This window comes from Methylocaldum marinum, assembly GCF_003584645.1.
GTDB classification, from domain to species: Bacteria; Pseudomonadota; Gammaproteobacteria; order Methylococcales; family Methylococcaceae; genus Methylocaldum; species Methylocaldum marinum.
Genome location: NZ_AP017928.1, coordinates 1,820,752 through 1,840,304 on the forward strand (window position 1 = coordinate 1,820,752; position 19,553 = coordinate 1,840,304).

Consider the following 19,553-nt stretch of genomic DNA (forward strand, 5'->3'; position numbering starts at 1 on the left):
CCGTGTCAGTGCGCCCCGCGTCCGTGGTCTTCGACGGACCGGCCGGGTCTGGCCAAGCCGAAGGCCACATGAACCAGGATCGCCGCCGCGATATACAGCGCGATGCCTTCCAGCGCATGCGGGAAGTATCGGGCCAGCCGTGCGCCGAATTCGGCGAAGGTGGTTTCCTCGAAACGTCCCGAGAAGAAATAAAAGCCACCGCTGGACAGGAGTTCGCAGATTGTGGCGCCGGTCAGCAAGGCCAGGGCGAGCATCGGCAGGGTGGAAACCCGGAAATGGTAGTGCCGCGCGTACCAGCGCCCGGTCAGCCACAATGCGCCATAGGCCGGCAAGAGAAAGACATAGGCTGGGCTGACGCAGAAATCGCTCACGCCGAACCAGGCAATGCCCACGTAATCGCTGACCACGGCCAAGCCGAGCAAGGCTGGGAAAGCCCAGACCGAACGCAGATAGAAACCGGCGAGGAAGAAGACCGCCCACGACGCGTCGGGCAAATGAGTGACGCTCGCGAAATGGTGGCTGCGGGTAGCGGCCATGAGTACGGCGAGGGTGAGGGCGATAGGCCAAAACGTCTTCGATGTCGTGTCATTCATATCAGCTCTCCAGTGTTGTTGTTGAATTGTGTCGAAATGAGAATGTCGAAAAAAATCGCTTTTGAGATGGGCGGGGCAACTACCGATCCCTAAGATGAGGTACCACCTAATTCGCCCTACCTAACTGAAATCACAAGGCATCCGGCGCATAGCGCACGGTCAGGAAGAAATTCAAGTCGTCCTGATAGAAAAAACGGGCAGTCTGATACTGCTTGTTCAACAGATTAGCCACCCGCCCCTCCAGAGACAAGCCCCGATACAGATCCACGCTGGCGCGCAGATCGACCGTCACGTAACCGGCCAGCCGCTGGGTGTTGGCCACATCGTCGAAACGGCGGCCCTCGCCGTAAACGGTCGTTCCGACCCGAACCGGACCGACCGAGCGGTCCAGGTCGAACCGAAACATGGTCTGCGCGCGGCGCGGCAGCCGATTGCCATTATTGGCACCTTCGGACAGATTTTCGGGATCGATCAGGCTCAGATTGGCCGCGATGTCGAACCCCCACAGCCGAGTCGAGGCCTGGGCTTCGAGGCCGAGTATGCGCGCCCGGTCCAGGTTTTCAGCGAAGCAACGTGCCGGACCGCACACAGTGGCGATCATGTCGTCGATCTCCGTATGATAGCCGTTGAGAGCCCAGGCCACATTCAGGTGCTGTCCGCTAATTCCGACTTCCCAGCTCTCGGAGGTTTCCGGCCCGAGCGCCGGATTGCCGAAGTTGGGAAAGTACAGTTCGTTAAAAGTTGGTGCCTTGAAGGCCCTGCCCCAGGACGCACTCAAGCGAATGCCGTTGTCGAAGCCATAGCCCAAGGCCACATTGCCGGTGGGATAGACGCCGAACTGTTCGTTATCGTCGACGCGCGTACCCAATACCGCGTCGAATCCGCCCAAGGTCAGCTGGTACTGGGCAAAACCGGCCTTGTCGTCGCGCGAATCGACGACATAGTCGGTCGTGCCGTCGACCTGATCGTTGTAGTAATCCAGCCCCAGGGTGAAAAGATGCCCCTCGGTCAGAGCAAAATCGTTCTGCCAGGTGACGTTGACCCGCTGGGTATCGAAAGTGCTGCTGAAACGCCGATCCATGAAATTGTCCGATTCGTCCAGGGTGCGGCCGGCGCGGAGGGTCGTGGTCCAGAATTCAAACGGCGAATATTTCAGACGGCCGCCCACCATTTGCTGCACGAAAGTCGAGCGGTTCTGCTGGGTGCCGTCGAACTCGTTCTCGCCTTCCGCGTGCAACAGATTACCCTCGATTTCCAGGCCATTGTCGAAGCGGTAGCCGGCGCGCGCGCTGCCGGAGGTGTTGTGATAGCCGTCGTCGTCCGGTTGCCGGGTGAAGCAGCCACCCCCGCCCAGGCTGAAAGGCCGGCCGGCACAGGCATTGAAACCTCGCGTCTCGATCCGCGAACCGCTCAGGCTGTACCAGGCCCGGTCGTCGCCGCCGGAAACGCCACCGGTGGCCTTGTACATCGAATGGCTGCCCGCGCCGAAGCTCAGGTAAGGCTTGAAACCTTCGCCGCCCTTGCGGGTGAAGATCTGAATCACCCCGCCGATCGCCTCCGAACCGTACAGGCTGGAGCGCGGCCCACGGACGACTTCGATGCGCTCGATCTGGTCGATCGGGATATCCTGGAACGCTGTGGTCCCCGATGAGGCCGAACCGGCCCGAACACCGTCGATCAATACCAGCACATGATCGGATTCGGTTCCGCGCAGGTGTACCGACGTGTTCTTTCCCAGGCCGCCGCTATTGGTGATGGATAAGCCCGGCACGCCGCGCAGGACCTCCTGCACGGACTGCGCCTGCCGGCGCTCGATTTCGTCGCGGTCGATGACGGTGACCGAGGCCAGCGACTCCTCGACGCTCCGCTCCGTTCGAGTGGCGGTCACGGTAACGGTTTCGAGCTTAGAAAGATAGGCATCGTCGGCACGGACCGACGGCAGACAAAAAGACAGTAATGCCGCGTGTAGGCTGCGGTTTTCGATTTTCATGTTCGATGACTTCCCCCGAGCACACCCGCGCGGGATAGGATTGCGCAAAGCACACGGAGGAAAGCCGCGGACGCATTTGTCCGGAGGCCGGTCGAACGACTGGAGACTTGCCCTGCGGGGTGAAATACAAGGATGTATTTCTACAGGATTTACCGGAAACGCTTAGAGTTCCGCTCCGATCGGGAGAAGGAGCCGAGTGCATAAGTCCTGTCCTAGGTGAAGGCCATCCAGGCGTCGCCCTCCGCGATGCCGACCTGGCTTCAGGCCGGTCTCCGGGCTCGCGAGCGGGGATCCTCCCCGGAAACAGCGCCTTCCCGCGCTCAAAAACGCAGTGGCATTGTGCTGTTCCTCGACTCGCTTACCGTTGCGGGGGCAGCGCCGGCCTTGTTCCTCATGAGGCAGGAACGCACCGGCTTCCCGTTTAATCCCGGCCGTAGAGCTCGCCGGGACACCTGAAGCGGTCGGCAGGTTAATCGATGGGCGGGAAGGCGTCAATCAAAAAGCGAGCACCGAGCCATTCGTGAACGAGGAACCATCCGGCGCTGGTCAAGCGGGTTCCCGGACTCCGGCTCGGGAACCCGGTTTGATAAGCTTCGGCGTCTCCATTCGAATCCCATTTTGTACAGCAAGCGCTAAATATGTCTCCGAAATGGGATTTCGCGAACCGGCGGGCCAAGCCGCCTGCGACGCCCTACCCCTTATCGCAGCCTATCGGCACCACCCAGGACGCTTTCGGCTTGGTGGTCCTGGCATCGCCCGCAACCGGCAATTTCTCCCGGATGAGACGCTCGATATCCGCGACGGTCACCAGATAGCGATCGAGTTCCTTCTCGACCGCATCCTTGGTATTCGGCACGATCCAGGCGATAGCCCGTCCATCCCCGCGCACCACTACCTTCCAGAACGCATCCGGCGTTTTCACGCCGTGAGTCTTGACGAAGTAATCATCGGCCGGGTTGTTGCCCCAAATCACCCCGCCGATGACCAAGAGTTCATCGATATCCCGGTAGCACTCGACGATCTCCTCGGTGAGCTTCCATGCACCCCTATTCATCTGGGAAACCTGCGGCAGGATATTGGTCATGTAATTGCTCTGCTTGATCGCCACCGCCGAATCGTCCAGATGGTTGGCCGGGACCTGGTGCCCGCGATCGTACCCGTGGCCGTAACCTTTTGCGCTGATTTGCTGGCATTCCTTCGGAACGTAGGGATCGATCCTGAAGCTATCGGAGCGAGGCTCCTTACCGTCGTCGTGCTGAGCGTTGTAGCGGAATTTGACCGCACCGCGCTTCTCGCAGTCGATCCACACGGTGAAACCTTCGTAGTCGAGTCGAAGGAAGTTTCCTTCGCGATGAATCTCGGTCGGCGGCAGGGCGATTTTGCCGGCGCGCGACGGCGTATCGGCAGAGACGCCTCCGCGGGGGACGATGGTACAAGCGCTTAGTGCAACGGAAAGGATCAAAGGCAGTAAGATAAGACGTCGCATGGAACTCGGCAAAAAAAGCGCGAAGTCTATCAAAACCGTAGATGATGATCGAACGTTTCCGGGAAACACCGCCGCCCGATCGGATAACCGTGCCGGGCATTGACAGCAGCAACAAAAATTGTGATCTTTTCACCGACAAACCAACCGGCGGGCGGTTAGCTCAGCGGGAGAGCACTGCCTTCACACGGCAGGGGTCGTAGGTTCGAACCCTACACCGCCCACCATACAAATCACCAACTTACATGACCTAAGTCACGCTCCGCTTCCCTTACCGTGACTCAAGCATGACGCGACGGCTTCCAGTCACCTCACGGCTGCCCGCATATTCTCCGGCGCTAAATGGGCATAGCACATGGTGATGTGAATGTCGGCATGGCGTAGCAATTCGGCAACTTCCCAGACGACACTCCCGCCTGGACCAACCAGGCCGCACAGGTATGGCGAAGGCCGTTGCGGATGAAAATCCTCGAGACCCGCTCTCTGGCACGCCGCCGCAAAGCTTCGCTTCACATTCTGAATCCTTTCACCGTTCTGATGGCAGAACACCCAGGGTCTACTCGGACAATGCCGGGCTCTGAACTCGACCCGAAACCGTAACCGATCCCAGACGAGGACACGTTCAAATGCGAAACCGTCACCTTAGAATCGCATCGGAACGCTACCCAGGCACATTGACTGGCGCTTCTCCGTGACCGATGCCAGCGAAAAAAACTCAAGCGGCTCGATCCATCACGTCCATCGTGATGAAGTACTAGTGCTTACTTGCATTAAACACCGATATGCTGCATCTTGGTGATATGACTCAGATGCAGCAACTGACATGTGATGAGAAGACCCGAAGGATTCTGGAACAGCGGAGGAGCAGCCAAACGGAATTGCACAGAAACGTGTTTCGGGCACGCATTATCTTGGGGTGCCTGGACGGACGAGGTGTCATGGAATTGGCGCGGGCACTCAACACCCGTCCCAACACCGTCATCAAGTGGCGCGATCGCTTTGCCGCGGGAGGACTGGCGGGGCTGGAAGATCGGCCACGGCCCGGCGCGCCTCGGCAGTTGCCGCCCGATTTGCGCGAGCAAATTCTGGGCGTTTTGGAAGAATCGCCGCCCCCTGGACAGGCGGTCTGGGATGGTGGTGCCGTGGCCCGGCGCTTGGGCGTTTCGCCACACGCGGTATGGCGGGTTTTGCGGCAGGAGGGGATTTGCCTGCAACGGCAACGTTCCTGGTGCGTTAGCACCGATCCGGAGTTCGTGGCCAAAGCCGCCGATATTGTCGGGCTCTATTTGGCGCCACCGACCAACGCGCTCGTAATTTGCGTGGACGAGAAACCGAGCATTCAGGCGTTGGAGCGGGCGAGCGGTTACGTGGAGACCGACAGCGGAAAAATCGTCCGGGGCTTCAAAAGTACCTACAAGCGCCATGGCACACTCAACTTATTTGCGGCGCTGCAAGTAGCCACCGGGCACGTTCACAGCGCAACCACCGCCACGAAAACCCGCGAGGATTTCTTGGCCTTCATGGACCAAGTCGTCGCCGAGACCCCGGCGGACCAGGAATTACATGTGATTTTGGACAACTATTGCACGCACAAGCGCAACGAGGACTGGTTGGCCAAGAATCCCAGGGTTCATTTTCACTTTACGCCAACCTCGGCCAGTTGGTTGAGCCAAGTGGAAATCTGGTTCGGTATCCTGAGTCGGAAAGCCTTGCGCGGGGCCAGTTTCTCCAGCATCGCTGAGTTACGGAACGCTATTGAAGCGTTCATTGCCAACTCTTCCCAAAATCCACGCCCATTCAAATGGCGCAAACGCGAAGTGCACGGCAGTCAACTCAAAAAGACTATCGTTAATTTACGTAATTAAGCACCAGAACTACCGGGTCGGCCGCTACCAAGCACGTGGACTGATGCGCGAGGCTGGAGTGTGGGTGCGCTATCGGGTGACAACGAACAACGCGCATGGCCAACCGGTGTTTCCGAATCGGCTGCAGAGGGATTTTCAGGTGGCCGCTCTGGGCCGGGTATGGGCCTCGAACATCAGGATTCTCCACAAGTCGTGCGCTTGGCGGCTCACGTCGCAGAATTTTCCTGATGGACTCCCGTAAATGTCAAACTGCTACGGTCTCCCAGGCTTTGCTGGGGATTTCCCTCTATTTGGTTAAACGAGCAGGCCCAAGCTAACACTATTGTTCTCCTTCACCGTTGGCCGTACGTCCAGGCATTTAGCAGGCTGTTGATTTTCTCGGCCCCGGAAGCCGCATAAATTCGTTGGATGGAGCGCCTAAAATAGGCATAAACGATTGTTTGTCATGGCAAAATAATATCATTTCAAGATACTTTGGACTCTTTCATGCGCGGCGCCGACATCACCCAGCAAGAACTCTTCAGCTACCGAACCTTGGAAGACCGGATTCCCAAGGATCATCCCCTTCGCAAGCTCCGGGCCGTGGTCGACCTTCTGCTGACCACGCTGGACTCGGAATTTGATGCCCTCTATGCCCGGACCGGCCGGGAGTCGATTCCGCCGGAGCGGCTGCTGCGCGCCAGTCTCATCCAAGTCTTGTTCTCTGTCCGCTCCGAGCGGCAGTGGGTCCAGCAGATCGAATTCAATCTTTTGTACCGCTGGTTTGTCGGGCTGACGCTGGATGCCGAGGTCTGGGACCACTCCACCTTCAGCGCCAACCGGGATCGGTTGCTGAACGAGCGGATTTCCCGGCTGTTTTTCGAGCGGGTCGTGTTGCTGGCGGAATGGCGGGACCTTTTGTCGGACGAGCATTTCTCGGTGGACGGCACGCTGATCCAGGCGTGGGCCTCCATGAAGAGCTTTGTGAAAAAGGAGGGCAGTTCGCCCCCGCCGGAGGCCGGCGGCCGGAATCCGTCAGTCGATTTCAAGGGCGAAAAGCGCGCCAACGCGACCCACGCCTCGACCACTGATCCGCCGGAGGCTCGCCTTTACAAGAAAAGCGAAGGGGATAAAGCCCAACTGTGCTTCATGGGCCATGCCCTGATGGAAAACCGGACCGGCCTGGTCGTGGATGTCGAGGTGACGCACGCCACCGGCACGGCGGAACGGGACGCGGCCAAGATCATGATCGGTCGCACCGTCACGAAGCCCGGCGCGACGGTCGGGGCGGACAAGGCTTACGACGTGCCGGAGTTCGTGCAAGCTCTCCGGGAGCAGCGGGTCACGCCGCATGTCGCCCGGAAGGAAAAAGGCTCCGCCATCGATGGCCGCACCACCCGACACCCCGGCTACCGGACCCGCCTGAAAATGCGCAAGCGGGTGGAAGAAATCTTCGGGTGGTCGAAAACCGTGGGCGGGTTACGCCAGACCCGGTTCCGGGGTTTGAAGAAGGTGGCGGCCCAGACCGTGTTCACTTTCGCCGCCTACAACCTGACCCGGTTGGGTGGGCTGTTCGGCTGGCGATGGTCGACGGCCTAGGCGGGCGTCTGCCCAAAATTCGCCGAAAGGCGGCAAGAACCCCCAAGCGGGGGGATGAAAACCGGCTAGAACCGGGATTTCAGAGCTAAAAGGACCTTCAGCACTAAAAATTAAGCCGCCGATAAGGGGTAAAGCCGAAGGCATGGAGGCGAATTTCAACAGCCTGTTAAAGGGTTGGGGCTATCGGGTAATGTACCGCCTGGAATCCGATCGCGTGCTCATCCTCGCCGTCATGCACGGTAGGCGCGATGCGGCAGGGCAGGACAAGACAAGACAAGAAGCCGTGGGAGCAAGGATAGCCGGTAGGTAAACGCCCGGCTTGGATATTCGCTACAAGACTTACTACAACCAGCACATGAGCAAGTCACTTGAAGACACCAGCAAATTTCTAAGTTACGTACTACGCCACGAACCGCAGGCCATTGGCCTCACGTTGGACAGCGAAGGCTGGGCTGATATCGCGGCCCTCATTGAGGGGGCCAGGCAAGCCGGAACAATATTAAATCGCGATCTGATTCAGCAAGTCATGGATACCAGCGACAAGAAGCGCTTCACCATTTCAGAAGACGGTTTACGGATTCGTGCAGCTCAAGGCCATTCGGCCAAAACCGTTGCCATTACTTATCCAGAGAAAATACCCACAGAGTTTCTCTATCACGGTACGGCTGCACGCTTCTTGGAATCGATTCTGAAGGAGGGATTGCGCCCCGGTAAGCGCCACCATGTGCATTTAACGCAAGACGAACAAACAGCGGTCGCCGTCGGCCAGCGCTACGGCAAGCCGGTTGTTCTAAAAATTGAAGCCCTGCGGATGCACCAGCAGGGCTTCAAGTTCTTCTTGGCTGAGAACGGCGTCTGGCTAACCGATTGGGTACCGCCAGAGTTCTTAAATGCAGACCTGGATAAATAAATCGTCAACTATCGAATTCGATGAAGCCTATTTGATGGCGTTCGCGTCTCCGGCTTGACCGGATATCCGCCACTGCCTATTTCCCCACGTCGAGTGCTTGATTAGAGCTTCCGATATGGGTAGCATTCGGCGCGCCCGCGCATGTAGCGGTCGAGCCTAGTCCATGTCATCCGCGGTGGACGATGGCGGCAGCCGAGCTGTCAAACCGTGCCCTGCCGGCCAGTCAGGGTGTTCTCGAACTAGGCAAAAGGAGCCAAAGTCGAATTCTCGGATTTCCTCGTCGGTAGGAATGAACGGCGTGAACGCGCCTGAAGACGTACTGCTGGTGCAGCGGCTGCTCAACGCCAACCGGCATCTCATGATCGGTGCCCGCGAGATCGCCGAAGACCGCGTGCTTGACCCGAAAACGATCGAGGTGATATTGAAGTTCCAACGCGAGGTGATTCGCCTCAAGGTCCCCGACGGCAGGATCGATCCGGACGGCCGCACCTTCCAGGCGCTCGTTGCCCGTCCCAGGGCGGTCGCCGAGCCCCCGGCTCCCGCTCCCACCCTGATCAAGGTGACCTCGACCTTGGTGTTTCCGCTGCGAAAAAGGCCAACGGCCAGCTACAAGAGCGGGGCTCGCGAGTTCGGTGCCAGACGCGACGGGGGCAAGCGCCGGCATGCCGGCTGCGATCTGCTCGCTTCGCCCGGCACACCGATCCTTGCCATGGACGACGGCGAGGTCAATGCCGATCCCTATTATTTCTACAGTGGGACCAACGCTCTGGAAATACGCCACGCGGACGGCTGGATCGCCCGCTACGGCGAGATTTCGGGGGCCGCGGTCGGCCTGAAACGCGGCAGCCAGGTCAAACGCGGGCAGGTCATCACCTACGTGGGGCAACTGGGCAGCGGTCGATCCATGCTGCATCTCGAATTCTATACGGGGTCCGGTTCCGGAAATTTGACCGTCCGCGGCAACAGACCCTTTCAACGGAGATCGGATCTGGCCAACCCCACCGAGTTCCTGGATGCCGCCGTACTTGCCTGAAGAAGACCGAAATCCGGGGCCGGACGCTTGTAGCCACGCCCTTTCGAGGTGCCGATGACCACGTTCAAATCAATGCCGTTGCATAGAAAGCTCATTTGCCTGCTCATAGTTTGGAGCACCGGTTGCGGCGCCGACGAGCCTCCGTTGCCGGCCGACCTACAGCAGACATGGGCAGCGTTTCGTACTGCCGTTCAGGCGGGGGATGCCGAGGGGGTTGCGAGAATTTCGGCATTCCCGATCCGAGCCAATGATTTCGGCGGCAAGATCGTCAGCGCTTCGGTCCTGGAACAGCGCTTTGCGCGTATATTCGGGGACGCCGTGAGGCAGTGCGTCGCGCAGAAACGTCCGCAATCCATGGAAGGCTACCCTGGCTATATCCTCGACTGCGACAACGACAATCTCGCGATCGGCTTCGGATTCGAGCTCAAACGGGGAAATTACCGATTCACTTACATCGACAACGCGAATGCAGAATGAAGTGTCCCGGCCAGTATTCAACGAAAAATCCATTTGCGCTGTTGATACATATGATACATATGATACATAGACGTCATTCCGGCATGGACTGCGGGAATCCAGAGTCCATGGATGGTTGACAGGATCCCCCCCGTGTCCCAATGCCGTTAAGTTAAGGAGCTTGTGGTATACTATGTGACGTAACTATCTGAAAACAAAGGATTAATCAATGAAGGTCGCTTAGCACTATCCATGCCGGTATTCTTGCCGATCTCACCAAAACGCTTCACGATCCCCAGTTCATCGCCGACCATCGCACCCGCCCAACCGCCTTCTCCCGGCAGCGCATCCTCACCTTCAACCTCGCCGAAGCCCTCGCCCGCTCCGCCTACGACACCCTGCCCGAAGACAAGGCCCCACGCTATGACCCCAATGTGACCTATGTCCTCAACTCCCTGAAGACGCGTCTATTCTGCTGGCTCATCCAGCGCGTATCCCCCAGCCAAATCCTCACCCTTATCGAGCTCTATGCCAGAACCCTGGCGCTCAAACGGCCCGATCGAAAGGCACCAAGACCCCAATCCCGCATCAAGCCAAAACCTCGACGTCAATACAAATGACCCCTTAACTTAACGGCATTGGTGGTTGACGGAGCCCATCGGCAGAACGTCAAACCGCCGCGACCCAAATCGGAAGCGATCATCGTGCAGCGCCCCGAACCCGGCCTGAAACAGCGGCAGGGATTATGCCCGGACACGGGCTACAATTATGGCGAGGTTCGCGCCTTGGCGGGGGGATTCACTGTACGGCACATCCGGACGCGGGGTGAACAAGCGCATGTGCTCAAATGCGAGGTCGGCTTCAAGGCGCAGCACCGGATCGTGAAGCAAAGTCACAGGTGATTTAACCGGCTTCTTCGTCTACCGATCCACCGGCAGAAGCGTGTCGATGCGTTTCTCGCCATGCTGCATTTAACCTGAGGCATCATCATCGGGCGCGACACCTGTCTACTGGGGGAGGCTCTCAGGAGTCGATCTTCTCTCGAGGCTTACACGGATAAGGTGCACCATAAACATGATTGACAAAATTAAAAACGTGCTGCCTCTGTCGGCCGCGCAAACCGGCATGTGGTTCATGCAGAAGTTCAGTTCACCGGACTCGATATTCAATCTTGCCGAGTCCATCGAAATCCATGGGCCGATTGATCCTGCCCTGTTCGAGGCCGCGTTGCGGCAGGCAGCCATGGAGGCCGACACGGTGCGTGTCCGCTTCATCGAGGAGATCGATGGGCCGCGGCAGATCGTCGCCCCCTCTTTCGATGGAGACATCCCGTTTATCGATGTCAGTACCGAACCGGACCCGCGCGCCGCGGAACGCTGGATGATGGCCGAACTGACCCGGCCGGTCGATCTTCTGACCGGTCAACTCTGGGCGTCCGCCCTGTTCAAGGTCGCACCCGACCGCTTCCTCTGGTATCACCGCAGCCACCATATCATCATGGATGGCTTTACCGGAGGACTTTTTGCCCGGCGCGTCGCAGACCTCTACACCGCGCTCGTCGAAGGGAGGCCCGCCCCTGAAGCCGGGGCGTTCGGTCCGTTGTCCCTCCTGATCGAGGAAGAGGCCATCTATCGCGAGTCGGAGCGGTTCACGCGCGACCGCGAATACTGGCTGGGCCGCTTCGGCGATCGGCCGGAACCCCTCAGCCTGGCGAGCCGGCGTTCGCCGAATATCGGCGGTCTGCTCCGCCAGACGTCGCATCTTTCATCCGAAAGCGTGGACCGGTTGCAGCGGATTGCGCAGACGGCCGGAGCCAGCCTGCCGCAGATCGTGATCGCCGCAACCGCCGCTTATCTTTACCGGGTAACGGGCGTGGAGGATCTGGTTATCGGCCTTCCGGTCACTGCGCGGACCAATAGCCGCCTGCGGTGCGTTCCGGGCATGCTTGCCAATGCAGTGCCGCTGCGTCTCGCAATGGCTCCGGACATGAGCATGAGCGAACTCCTCCACCAAGTCGGACGGGAAGTCCGCCAGGTTCTTCGGCATCAGCGCTACCGCTACGAGGACTTGCGGCGAGATCTCAATCTTATGGCCGATAACCGGCATCTCTTTTCGATGGTCATCAACATCGAGCCGTTCGATTATGATCTTCGCTTCGCCGGCCATCCTGTAACCGTGCATAACCTTTCGAACGGTTCGGTCGATGATCTCGCCATTTTCGTTTACGATCGGGGCGACGGCAAAGGTCTCAGGATCGACTTCGACGCCAATCCCGCCCTGTACTGCGCAGAGGATCTGGCCGCTCACCAGCGACGTTTCCTGAGGCTGGTGGACTCCATTTCGCGCGGTCCCGGCCTGCTCGTCGGGCGGATCGACATCCTCGACCCCGTGGAACGCCGGCAGGTTCTGGTCGACTGGAACGACACCGCGCACCCCATTCCGAAGACCACCCTGCCGGCGCAGTTGGAAGCTCAGGCTTCTCGCCGTCCGAAGGCCACCGCGCTGGTATTCGACGACGGCGTGCTGAGCTATGCCGAACTGAATGCCCGCGCCAACCGGCTCGCGCATTTCCTGATCGGCCGGGGTGGCGGTCCCGAGCGCATCGTCGCCGTCGCCCTTCCCCGCTCGGCGGACATGATCATCGGCCTGCTCGCCGTCCTCAAGACCGGTGCCGCCTATCTGCCCATCGACCCGAACTATCCTGCCGAGCGGATCGATTTCATATGCCAGGATGCCGGCCCGGCCTGTGTGATCACCAACACGGCGATCGCGCCCGGTCTGCCCGAGGCGATGCCGCGGATCATCCTCGACCGGACGGAGACTGCCGAGGCTCTCGCCCTCGCCCCGGACACCAACCCGGGCGATGCCGAGCGCATCCTGCCGCTCTCCCCCCATCATGCCGCCTATGTCATCTATACCTCGGGATCCACCGGCACGCCGAAAGGCGTCGTCGTCCCCCATGCCGGAATGCCGAATCTCGCCGAAGCCCTGATCGAGCATTTCGGGATCACATCCGAATCACGCATCCTGCAGTTTGCGTCCTTCAGCTTCGATGCCTCCGTCATGGAACTGCTGATGACCTTTCCCGCCGGAGCGGCCCTGGTCGTCCCGCCGCCGGGCGCGCTGGTCGGCGAAATCCTTGCCGACACGCTGAAACGGCACGCCGTCAGCCATGCACTGATTCCGCCGGCGGTGCTCGCCGGCTTGCCGCCCGACTGCTTCGAGGACTTTCGGACCCTCATCGTCGGCGGCGACGCCTGCCCGCCGGATCTGATCGCCCGCTGGTCGGAGGGTCGGCGGATGATCAACGCCTACGGACCTACCGAGGCGACCATCTGCGCCACCCTGAGCCAGGATCTGTCGGGCGCCGTGATGCCGTCTCTCGGCCGGCCGATCCGGAACACCCGGATCTATGTCCTGGACCGCGCGCTGCAGCCCGTCCCGGCCGGCATCACGGGCGAGATCTACATTGCCGGCGAAGGGCTGGCGCGCGGTTATCTCGGCCGCCCCGACCTGACCGCCGAACGCTTTATCGCCGATCCCTTCGGGCCGCCGGGTACCCGCATGTATCGCACCGGCGACCTCGCCCGCTGGCGTCCTGACGGCGCGCTCGACTTTCTCGGCCGCATCGACCACCAGGTCAAGATCCGTGGCTTCCGCATCGAACCGGGAGAGATCGAAGCCGCCCTCGTCACCCATCCCGGCGTCGCCCAGGCCGTCGTCATCGCCTGCGGGGACCGGCCCGACGATAAGCACCTGGTCGCCTATGTCGTCCCCGCCCCGGGTTGCAGCCCATCGCCGAGCGATCTCCACCGACATCTGGCCGAAACCCTGCCGGACTACATGGCGCCGGCAATCTTCGTTACGCTCGATGCGTTGCCGCTGACCGCCAACGGCAAGCTCGACCGTAAGGCCCTGCCGGCACCGGAGCGGCAGGCGACCTCGGATTACACCGCTCCGCGCACGCCGACCGAGAAGGTGCTGGCCGATCTCTGGGCCGAGACATTCGGGCTCGAACGGGTCGGCGTCCACGACAACTTTTTCGAACTCGGCGGCAATTCCCTGCTGGTCACGCATCTGGCCGCGAGAATCCAGGCCGCCTTCTCGGTCGAGCTGCCGCTCGGAATGGTTTTCGAGGTCTCCACCATCGCGGGTCTCGCCGAACGTCTCGACGAGGCCCTGGCGCTGCTACGGCCCGTCCCCCTTCCGGACGAGATCAAGGCGGATTCCCCGATCACCGGTTTCGATCCGACCGGTATCGAACGGGAACCGCCAGCGCTGCTCGTCAGCGAAGGAACCGATACGCCCGACCTGTCTCGCGACCTCTCCCTGCCGGCCCATATCAAGCCGTGGCGCGAATGTGCCCCGGGCGATGCCAAGCGGATCTTCCTGACGGGCGCAACGGGCTTCGTCGGGAGCCATCTTCTCGCGAACCTCATGCGCGAGACTGACGCCCACATTGTCTGTCACGTCCGCGCGCCCAGCCGGCAATCGGCACAAGCCCGTCTGAAACAGGCGCTGGATCGGCGGAAACTTTCCGAAGTTTGGGACGCCCATCGCATCGATGTGCTGACCGGAAATCTCGCCGATCCGAACCTGGGGCTCGACGAAAGCGGAATCGCCCTGGTGCGGGACGAGTGCGACGCCATCTATCACTGCGGCGCCCAGGTGGATTTCCTGCAGCCATACTCCACTTTGAAGCCGGCCAACGTGGACAGTCTGGTCACACTGCTCGATTGGACCGCGAACGGACGACCCAAGAGCCTGCACTATATTTCGACCCTGGGCGTGATCGACCCGACGGCCGGTACCGACCCGGTGTCCGAGGAGTCGGACCTACAATCCTGGCGGGGGCTGGTCGGCGGCTACAATCAGAGCAAGTGGATCGGCGATAGCCTCGCCCGGCAAGCGCAGGCGCGCGGACTGCCCGTGGCGATCTATCGCCTGGGCTCCGTCACCGGAGATTATGCGCATGCGATCTGCAACGAGACGGATCTGATCTGGCGCCTCTTCCGGATCTGTGCCGAGCTCGAGGCCGTCCCCGATCTCGATGTGCGGCTGAATATGGCTCCGGCGGACGATGTCGCCCGAGCGATCGTCCGTCTTTCGAGCGCCGATGCGTCCCGGGGGCGGGTCTACCATCCCATGAGCGGCGAAGCCCTCCACATGAGTGACATTCCTTCGGTCTTCGATCGCTTGGGTCTGCGGCTCGATCTGGTTTCGCTGGATCACTGGATGGACCGTGCGCGCAACCGACTTGCCGAGTCCTATGACGACGATCTCTCGGCCGTCCTGTCAATCCTGTCGAAATATGACAGCTCGGCAGCGGCCCCGGAGATCAGGTCGGACGCTACCCGGGCACGGCTGGAAGCGCTTGGCGCTGCGATACGTCCCGTCAGTCAGACGCTTCTCGAACGCTATTTGATCAATCTGGAAATCCAAGGCTTACTTGACTTGCCCAGGCCCTGCGAAGCAAGGGCTTAGAGGGGGTACGCGAAGGAATTCGCGACCTACGGGGTGCTCGGTCGTAGGTCGGCAATCCCTTGCCGACAAAGACGCTCGGCCGGGCCGTGACGTCGGGAAGGGATTCCCGACCTACAGGGCGCACGGTCGTAGGTCGGTAATCCCTTGCCGACGCAGACGCTCGGTCGGGCCGTGACGTCGGGAAGGGATTCCCGACCTACCAGGCGCACAGTCGTAGGTCGGTAATCCCTTGCCGACGAAAGCTGCGCACTAGCTTTCCACTCATCCGCTTACAGAATAGGAGAAACGTGATGGCAAGGTTCCTTATCGCGGCAACGGCCGTACCCGGCCACGTCTTGCCTTTGCTGGCCGTGAGCCGCCATCTCCGCAGCCGAGGTCACGAGGTCCTGGTGCACACGGGCAGCCTCTTCCGTGAGAGGGCCGAGGCAACCGGCGCCGCCTTCGTCCCTTTTCGCCGCGAGATCGATCTCGACTATCGGCGGATCGACGAGTATTTCCCGGAGCGCGCCAAGATCCCGCCCGGCCCGGCACGGATGTTCTTCGGACTGAAGCATCTTTTCGCCGATGCGATACCTCATCAGCATGCCGGGATCCGCGCCATTCTCCACGACTTCCCCGCCGATGCGATCATCGTCGACACGATGTTCTGCGGCACCTTTCCGCTTCTGCTCGGACCTCGAGAGGCCCGGCCGCCGGTCGTCTCCCTCGGGATCACGGCCCTGGCCTTGTCCAGCATGGATACCGCGCCTTTCGGGCTGGTCATGCCGCCGTCCTCCACGCCCGAGGGCCGCAAGCGCAATGAGGCCCTGAACCGCCAAGTGCAGCAGACGGTTTTCGGCCCCGTGCAACAATACTTCAACGGCATTCTCGCCAAAGGCGGTTCATCGCCCCTGCCCGCCTTCCTGTTCGACAGCATGATCACGCTGCCCGACCTCTATCTGCAACTGACTGCCGAGGCATTCGAATATCCGCGCAGCGACCTGCCCCGCAATGTCCGCTTCGTCGGTCCGCTGCTCCCGCCGCCCGGCACCGATTTCACGCCGCCGGCCTGGTGGGACGATCTCGACAGGCAGCGCCCGGTGATACTCGTCACCCAGGGCACCCTCGCGAATGACGATCTCGGCCAACTCCTCGCACCCACCCTGACCGCGCTGGCAGAGGACGAGGTGACGGTCGTCGCCACGACCGGCGGCCCCCCGATCGAGGCGATACCGGTCGCGCTGCCGGCCAATGCGAGAGCGGTGACCTTCCTGCCTTTTGACCGGTTGCTGCCGAAAGTCGACGTCTTGGTGACCAACGGCGGCTATGGCGCGGTCAATCATGCCCTCAGCATGGGCGTCCCGCTCGTGGTCGCCGGAGATAGCGAGGAGAAACCGGAGATTGCCGCCCGAGTCGCATGGACGGGCGCGGGGATCAATCTTCGAACCGGACGCCCCGCGGCGAAGCAGATCCGCGACGCTGTCCACGCGATACTCACTCAGCCGCAGTTCCGTCACCGGGCGCAAGCCCTACGGGCCGACTTTGCCCGTCACAACGCACTCGAGGAAATCGCGACGCTGGTCGAGGCGCTTGCCGCGGGCGGCGACGCCCTGGACGGAATGCGGTGAAGAGGTGCGGCAGCCGACCGCTGATTTGCATAGAAACGCCGCATGGATTCGTCCATTCCCACCATCAGTGTCACCGCTTGGGTGAAGCCGCAACGCACTCGATTGCGCGGCCGGCGGACAAATGGGCGGCGTTGCGCCTTCTTGCGCGAGACGAGCCGGCCGCCCCGTCCGCCGCATGCTCGAGCATGTCCGACAGTCGGCTCTACGGTAACCCGCCTGCCGTCGTGATCATCAGTCTCCATTTGTCCCTTCGCCGATCACCGACTACATTAATTCTAGGTTTCCCAGCGGGTCGTATTCGGCGTGCAGCGGCCGGAAGGATGGGCGGTCCCGCTTCGCCCGCTCGGTTCAAGATGCCATGCGAGTGCACGGAACCTGCCAGGGGTCAATCAAGGAATATCAAACGATTGATAGTTTCACCATTCAATGCCAACGGAAAATGAGCGGTAACATTATTCCCGACCTGGACGACTACACGGTGCTGAACCACCGGATCGAGCCCCTGTGCGGTCCGCAGCCATCCCAAACCGACCGTAGGCTCGCGGAGCATTTTTCCCTTTGCGGCACGGTCGGCACGGGCGGAGTGGGCCGGGTACTGCTCGGATTCGACGAGCGCATCGGACGCCAGGTCGCCATCAAGGAAATGCTCGCGTCGAACGAAGCCCTCGATCCCAGCATCCGCCTGCGTTTCCTGCGCGAGGCCCAGATCACGGGACGCCTGGAGCATCCGGGCATCGTTCCGGTCTACGACATCGGAACAACCCCGGAAGGTTCGCCTTATTACGTCATGCGTTTCGTGCGCGGACAAACATTGGCCGAAGCGCTTGCCGCGTGCGATTCGGAGACACCCGAGAAGGGTTTGGCCAAACGTCTGCAATTGCTCGACCGGCTGATCGACGTCTGCGAAGCCATGGCTTACGCCCATTCCAAGGGCGTGGTGCACCGAGATCTTAAACCGGGCAACATCGTGCTGGGACATTTCGGCGAAACCATCATTCTGGACTGGGGACTCGCCAAGATCGGCACCCAGGGCGACCTCTTCGGCCCGGCCGTATCGGGGACATCCGCAGTACCCGAATCCGACGATCTTACGCAAGTCGGGGAAATCCTCGGAACCCCCACGTACATGGCGCCCGAACAAGTGGATAGCCGCTACGGCGAGGTAGACGCGCGCACCGACGTATTCGCCCTCGGCTGCGTGCTCTATCACATCCTGGTCGGACGAGCTCCGCTCAAGGGCACTTTGTCATCCATCGTCGAACGGCTCAAATCCGAGGCTCCGATGCCCTCCTCCCGGAAGGGGCCGGTTCCCGCCCCACCGGAGCTCACCGCCATTTGCGACAAGGCTCTGGCAAAAGACAAGCTTCGCCGCTTCCGCGATGCCGCGGACCTGACCGATGAGTTGCGCGCCTACCGCGATGGACGCCTGGTAAGCACTTATGCCTATTCGCGCGGCGAATTACTGCGCCGCTTCGTCGCTCGCAACAAGGCGGCGCTGTCCGCCGGACTCGCAATGATCTTGGCCATCGCCATCGGCGCCGGACTCGCGCTCGATTTTGCCCTGGATGCACGGGAAGCGAGGGAACTGGCCATAGCCGAGCGCGGGATAGCGGTTCACGCCCGTCAGCGCGCCGAGACCGCGCTTTCCGATGTTACCCGCATATCCAACGAAAACCTGACAGCCGCGGTTCAGATCGCGGAAGACATCGCCGAGGCGGTGGCTTCCATACGGAACGGCATGGCGCAGCTCGGAGGCTCGAACCCCGATTTCGGCGCCGACGAAAGCGCGGCAGCATCTCTGTCGGCCCGGCATCCCGAGGTAGAGCTTTTCGCCGCCGCGTCCGGTCCCGGAAACATCACCGTCCTGGCGCCGGCCGAGCGCAGGGAGACCAATCCCGCCGGCGCCTTCCGCTTCGAATACGAACAACTCGCCGAGGAATCGGCCGAGCCCATGCTGAGCCGCGTGTACGACACACCCGAAGGTTTCGACGCCCTAACCCTGGCGATACCCCTAAAAGGCGGAAGAAATGTACCGCTGGTCGTTCTGGCACGCCTGAAGCCCGCAGAATTCCTGGGACGATTGTTGCCCGCCGGACTCCAGACGCACGAAAGAGCCGTATGGATCATCCAGGACGACGGTTTCATCCTGTACGACACCGATGCGGCCGAAATCGGGGAAAACCTGTTCCGCGAACAACGCTTGGACAAAATCCCGGAGTTGCGTCACCTGGCAAGACAGATCGCCGACCAGGAAGCCGGCATCGGCTATTACCACGGACCGGCCCACGCCGGCGGCCGAGAACCCAGTCACATTGCCGCCTGGCAAACGGTGTGGCCCACCAAGAATCGCGCGTGGAAGGTGGTGGTGCTCGAGCATTGGCGATAAGCGCGCCATAGCGGCACGGCCGACCCGGAATTCAAGGCTCGATTTCCAGATAGCACGGCCGGAATCACCGGCACCCGTCGCGACTCGTCGCCTTGACCGCAGCCCGGACCCGCCCGCCTCCGCGAGCGGAATGCCGTCAAGTGTCCGCCTCCCGCCTTACGCAAATTT

Annotated in this window: 13 protein-coding genes, 1 tRNA gene and 1 riboswitch; of the genes, 10 read left to right on the top strand and 4 right to left on the bottom strand. The window is 61.1% G+C overall.

Annotated elements, in window-relative coordinates:
* Window positions 1-5: 5 nt before the first annotated feature.
* The 3 genes from sS8_RS07960 to sS8_RS07970 all read right to left on the bottom strand — a co-directional run bounded on the left by sS8_RS07960 (window position 6) and on the right by sS8_RS07970 (window position 4,069).
* Entirely contained in the window at window positions 6-593 is a 588-nt protein-coding gene (locus sS8_RS07960) for a hypothetical protein (protein ID WP_119629190.1), read from the bottom strand.
* Between the two features lie 130 nt (window positions 594-723).
* Window positions 724-2,583, bottom strand: coding sequence for a TonB-dependent vitamin B12 receptor (btuB, locus tag sS8_RS07965; RefSeq protein WP_119629191.1), 1,860 nt, complete (start codon window positions 2,581-2,583; stop codon window positions 724-726).
* Between the two features lie 246 nt (window positions 2,584-2,829).
* Window positions 2,830-3,054, bottom strand: a riboswitch (cobalamin riboswitch).
* 220 nt (window positions 3,055-3,274) lie between these two features.
* Window positions 3,275-4,069: a DNA/RNA non-specific endonuclease gene (locus sS8_RS07970; protein WP_119629192.1), complete on the bottom strand. Its 795-nt coding sequence runs from the start codon at window positions 4,067-4,069 to the stop codon at window positions 3,275-3,277.
* Between the two features lie 149 nt (window positions 4,070-4,218).
* Between sS8_RS07970 and sS8_RS07975 the strand changes: the two genes are divergently transcribed.
* Window positions 4,219-4,293, top strand: a tRNA-Val gene (locus sS8_RS07975).
* A 79-nt stretch (window positions 4,294-4,372) separates the two neighbouring features.
* On the opposite strand, the gene sS8_RS27570 is transcribed toward sS8_RS07975, so the two are convergent.
* A complete protein-coding gene (locus sS8_RS27570) occupies window positions 4,373-4,579 on the bottom strand; it encodes a site-specific integrase (RefSeq protein ID WP_145986450.1) in 207 nt (68 codons plus the stop codon).
* A 296-nt stretch (window positions 4,580-4,875) separates the two neighbouring features.
* On the opposite strand from sS8_RS27570, the gene sS8_RS07980 reads away from it, so the two are divergent.
* The 9 genes from sS8_RS07980 (at window position 4,876) to sS8_RS08025 (ending at window position 19,385) form a co-directional block, all read left to right on the top strand.
* Complete coding sequence (locus sS8_RS07980; protein ID WP_232020562.1) at window positions 4,876-5,931, top strand: IS630 family transposase; 1,056 nt, start codon at window positions 4,876-4,878, stop codon at window positions 5,929-5,931.
* A gap of 486 nt (window positions 5,932-6,417) precedes the next feature.
* Window positions 6,418-7,509, top strand: coding sequence for an IS5 family transposase (locus tag sS8_RS07985; protein ID WP_119629194.1), 1,092 nt, complete (start codon window positions 6,418-6,420; stop codon window positions 7,507-7,509).
* A gap of 319 nt (window positions 7,510-7,828) precedes the next feature.
* Window positions 7,829-8,419 (top strand): RNA 2'-phosphotransferase, encoded by a 591-nt coding sequence (locus tag sS8_RS07995; protein WP_232020563.1) that lies wholly within the window; start codon window positions 7,829-7,831, stop codon window positions 8,417-8,419.
* Between the two features lie 298 nt (window positions 8,420-8,717).
* Window positions 8,718-9,452 carry a peptidoglycan DD-metalloendopeptidase family protein gene (locus sS8_RS08000; RefSeq protein ID WP_170160993.1) on the top strand — a complete coding sequence of 245 codons (735 nt, stop codon included), beginning with the start codon at window positions 8,718-8,720 and terminating at the stop codon, window positions 9,450-9,452.
* A gap of 54 nt (window positions 9,453-9,506) precedes the next feature.
* Window positions 9,507-9,929: a hypothetical protein gene (locus sS8_RS08005; RefSeq protein ID WP_145986451.1), complete on the top strand. Its 423-nt coding sequence runs from the start codon at window positions 9,507-9,509 to the stop codon at window positions 9,927-9,929.
* 617 nt (window positions 9,930-10,546) lie between these two features.
* Entirely contained in the window at window positions 10,547-10,810 is a 264-nt protein-coding gene (locus tag sS8_RS08010) for a hypothetical protein (protein ID WP_232020564.1), read from the top strand.
* Between the two features lie 172 nt (window positions 10,811-10,982).
* Complete coding sequence (locus tag sS8_RS08015) at window positions 10,983-15,392, top strand: non-ribosomal peptide synthetase (RefSeq protein WP_197716708.1); 4,410 nt, start codon at window positions 10,983-10,985, stop codon at window positions 15,390-15,392.
* A gap of 290 nt (window positions 15,393-15,682) precedes the next feature.
* Complete coding sequence (locus sS8_RS08020) at window positions 15,683-16,999, top strand: glycosyltransferase (RefSeq protein ID WP_119629201.1); 1,317 nt, start codon at window positions 15,683-15,685, stop codon at window positions 16,997-16,999.
* A gap of 439 nt (window positions 17,000-17,438) precedes the next feature.
* Window positions 17,439-19,385, top strand: a complete 1,947-nt coding sequence (locus tag sS8_RS08025; protein ID WP_170160995.1) for a serine/threonine protein kinase — start codon at window positions 17,439-17,441, stop codon at window positions 19,383-19,385.
* The last annotated feature ends 168 nt before the right edge of the window (window positions 19,386-19,553 follow it).

Coding starts and splice junctions, on each gene's coding strand:
- sS8_RS07960 (WP_119629190.1), bottom strand. CDS start 593: ATGAATGACACGACATCGAAGACGTTTTGGCCTATCGCCCTCACCCTC.
- btuB (WP_119629191.1), bottom strand. CDS start 2,583: ATGAAAATCGAAAACCGCAGCCTACACGCGGCATTACTGTCTTTTTGT.
- sS8_RS07970 (WP_119629192.1), bottom strand. CDS start 4,069: ATGCGACGTCTTATCTTACTGCCTTTGATCCTTTCCGTTGCACTAAGC.
- sS8_RS07980 (WP_232020562.1), top strand. CDS start 4,876: ATGCAGCAACTGACATGTGATGAGAAGACCCGAAGGATTCTGGAACAG.
- sS8_RS07985 (WP_119629194.1), top strand. CDS start 6,418: ATGCGCGGCGCCGACATCACCCAGCAAGAACTCTTCAGCTACCGAACC.
- sS8_RS08005 (WP_145986451.1), top strand. CDS start 9,507: ATGACCACGTTCAAATCAATGCCGTTGCATAGAAAGCTCATTTGCCTG.
- sS8_RS08015 (WP_197716708.1), top strand. CDS start 10,983: ATGATTGACAAAATTAAAAACGTGCTGCCTCTGTCGGCCGCGCAAACC.
- sS8_RS08020 (WP_119629201.1), top strand. CDS start 15,683: ATGGCAAGGTTCCTTATCGCGGCAACGGCCGTACCCGGCCACGTCTTG.
- sS8_RS08025 (WP_170160995.1), top strand. CDS start 17,439: ATGAGCGGTAACATTATTCCCGACCTGGACGACTACACGGTGCTGAAC.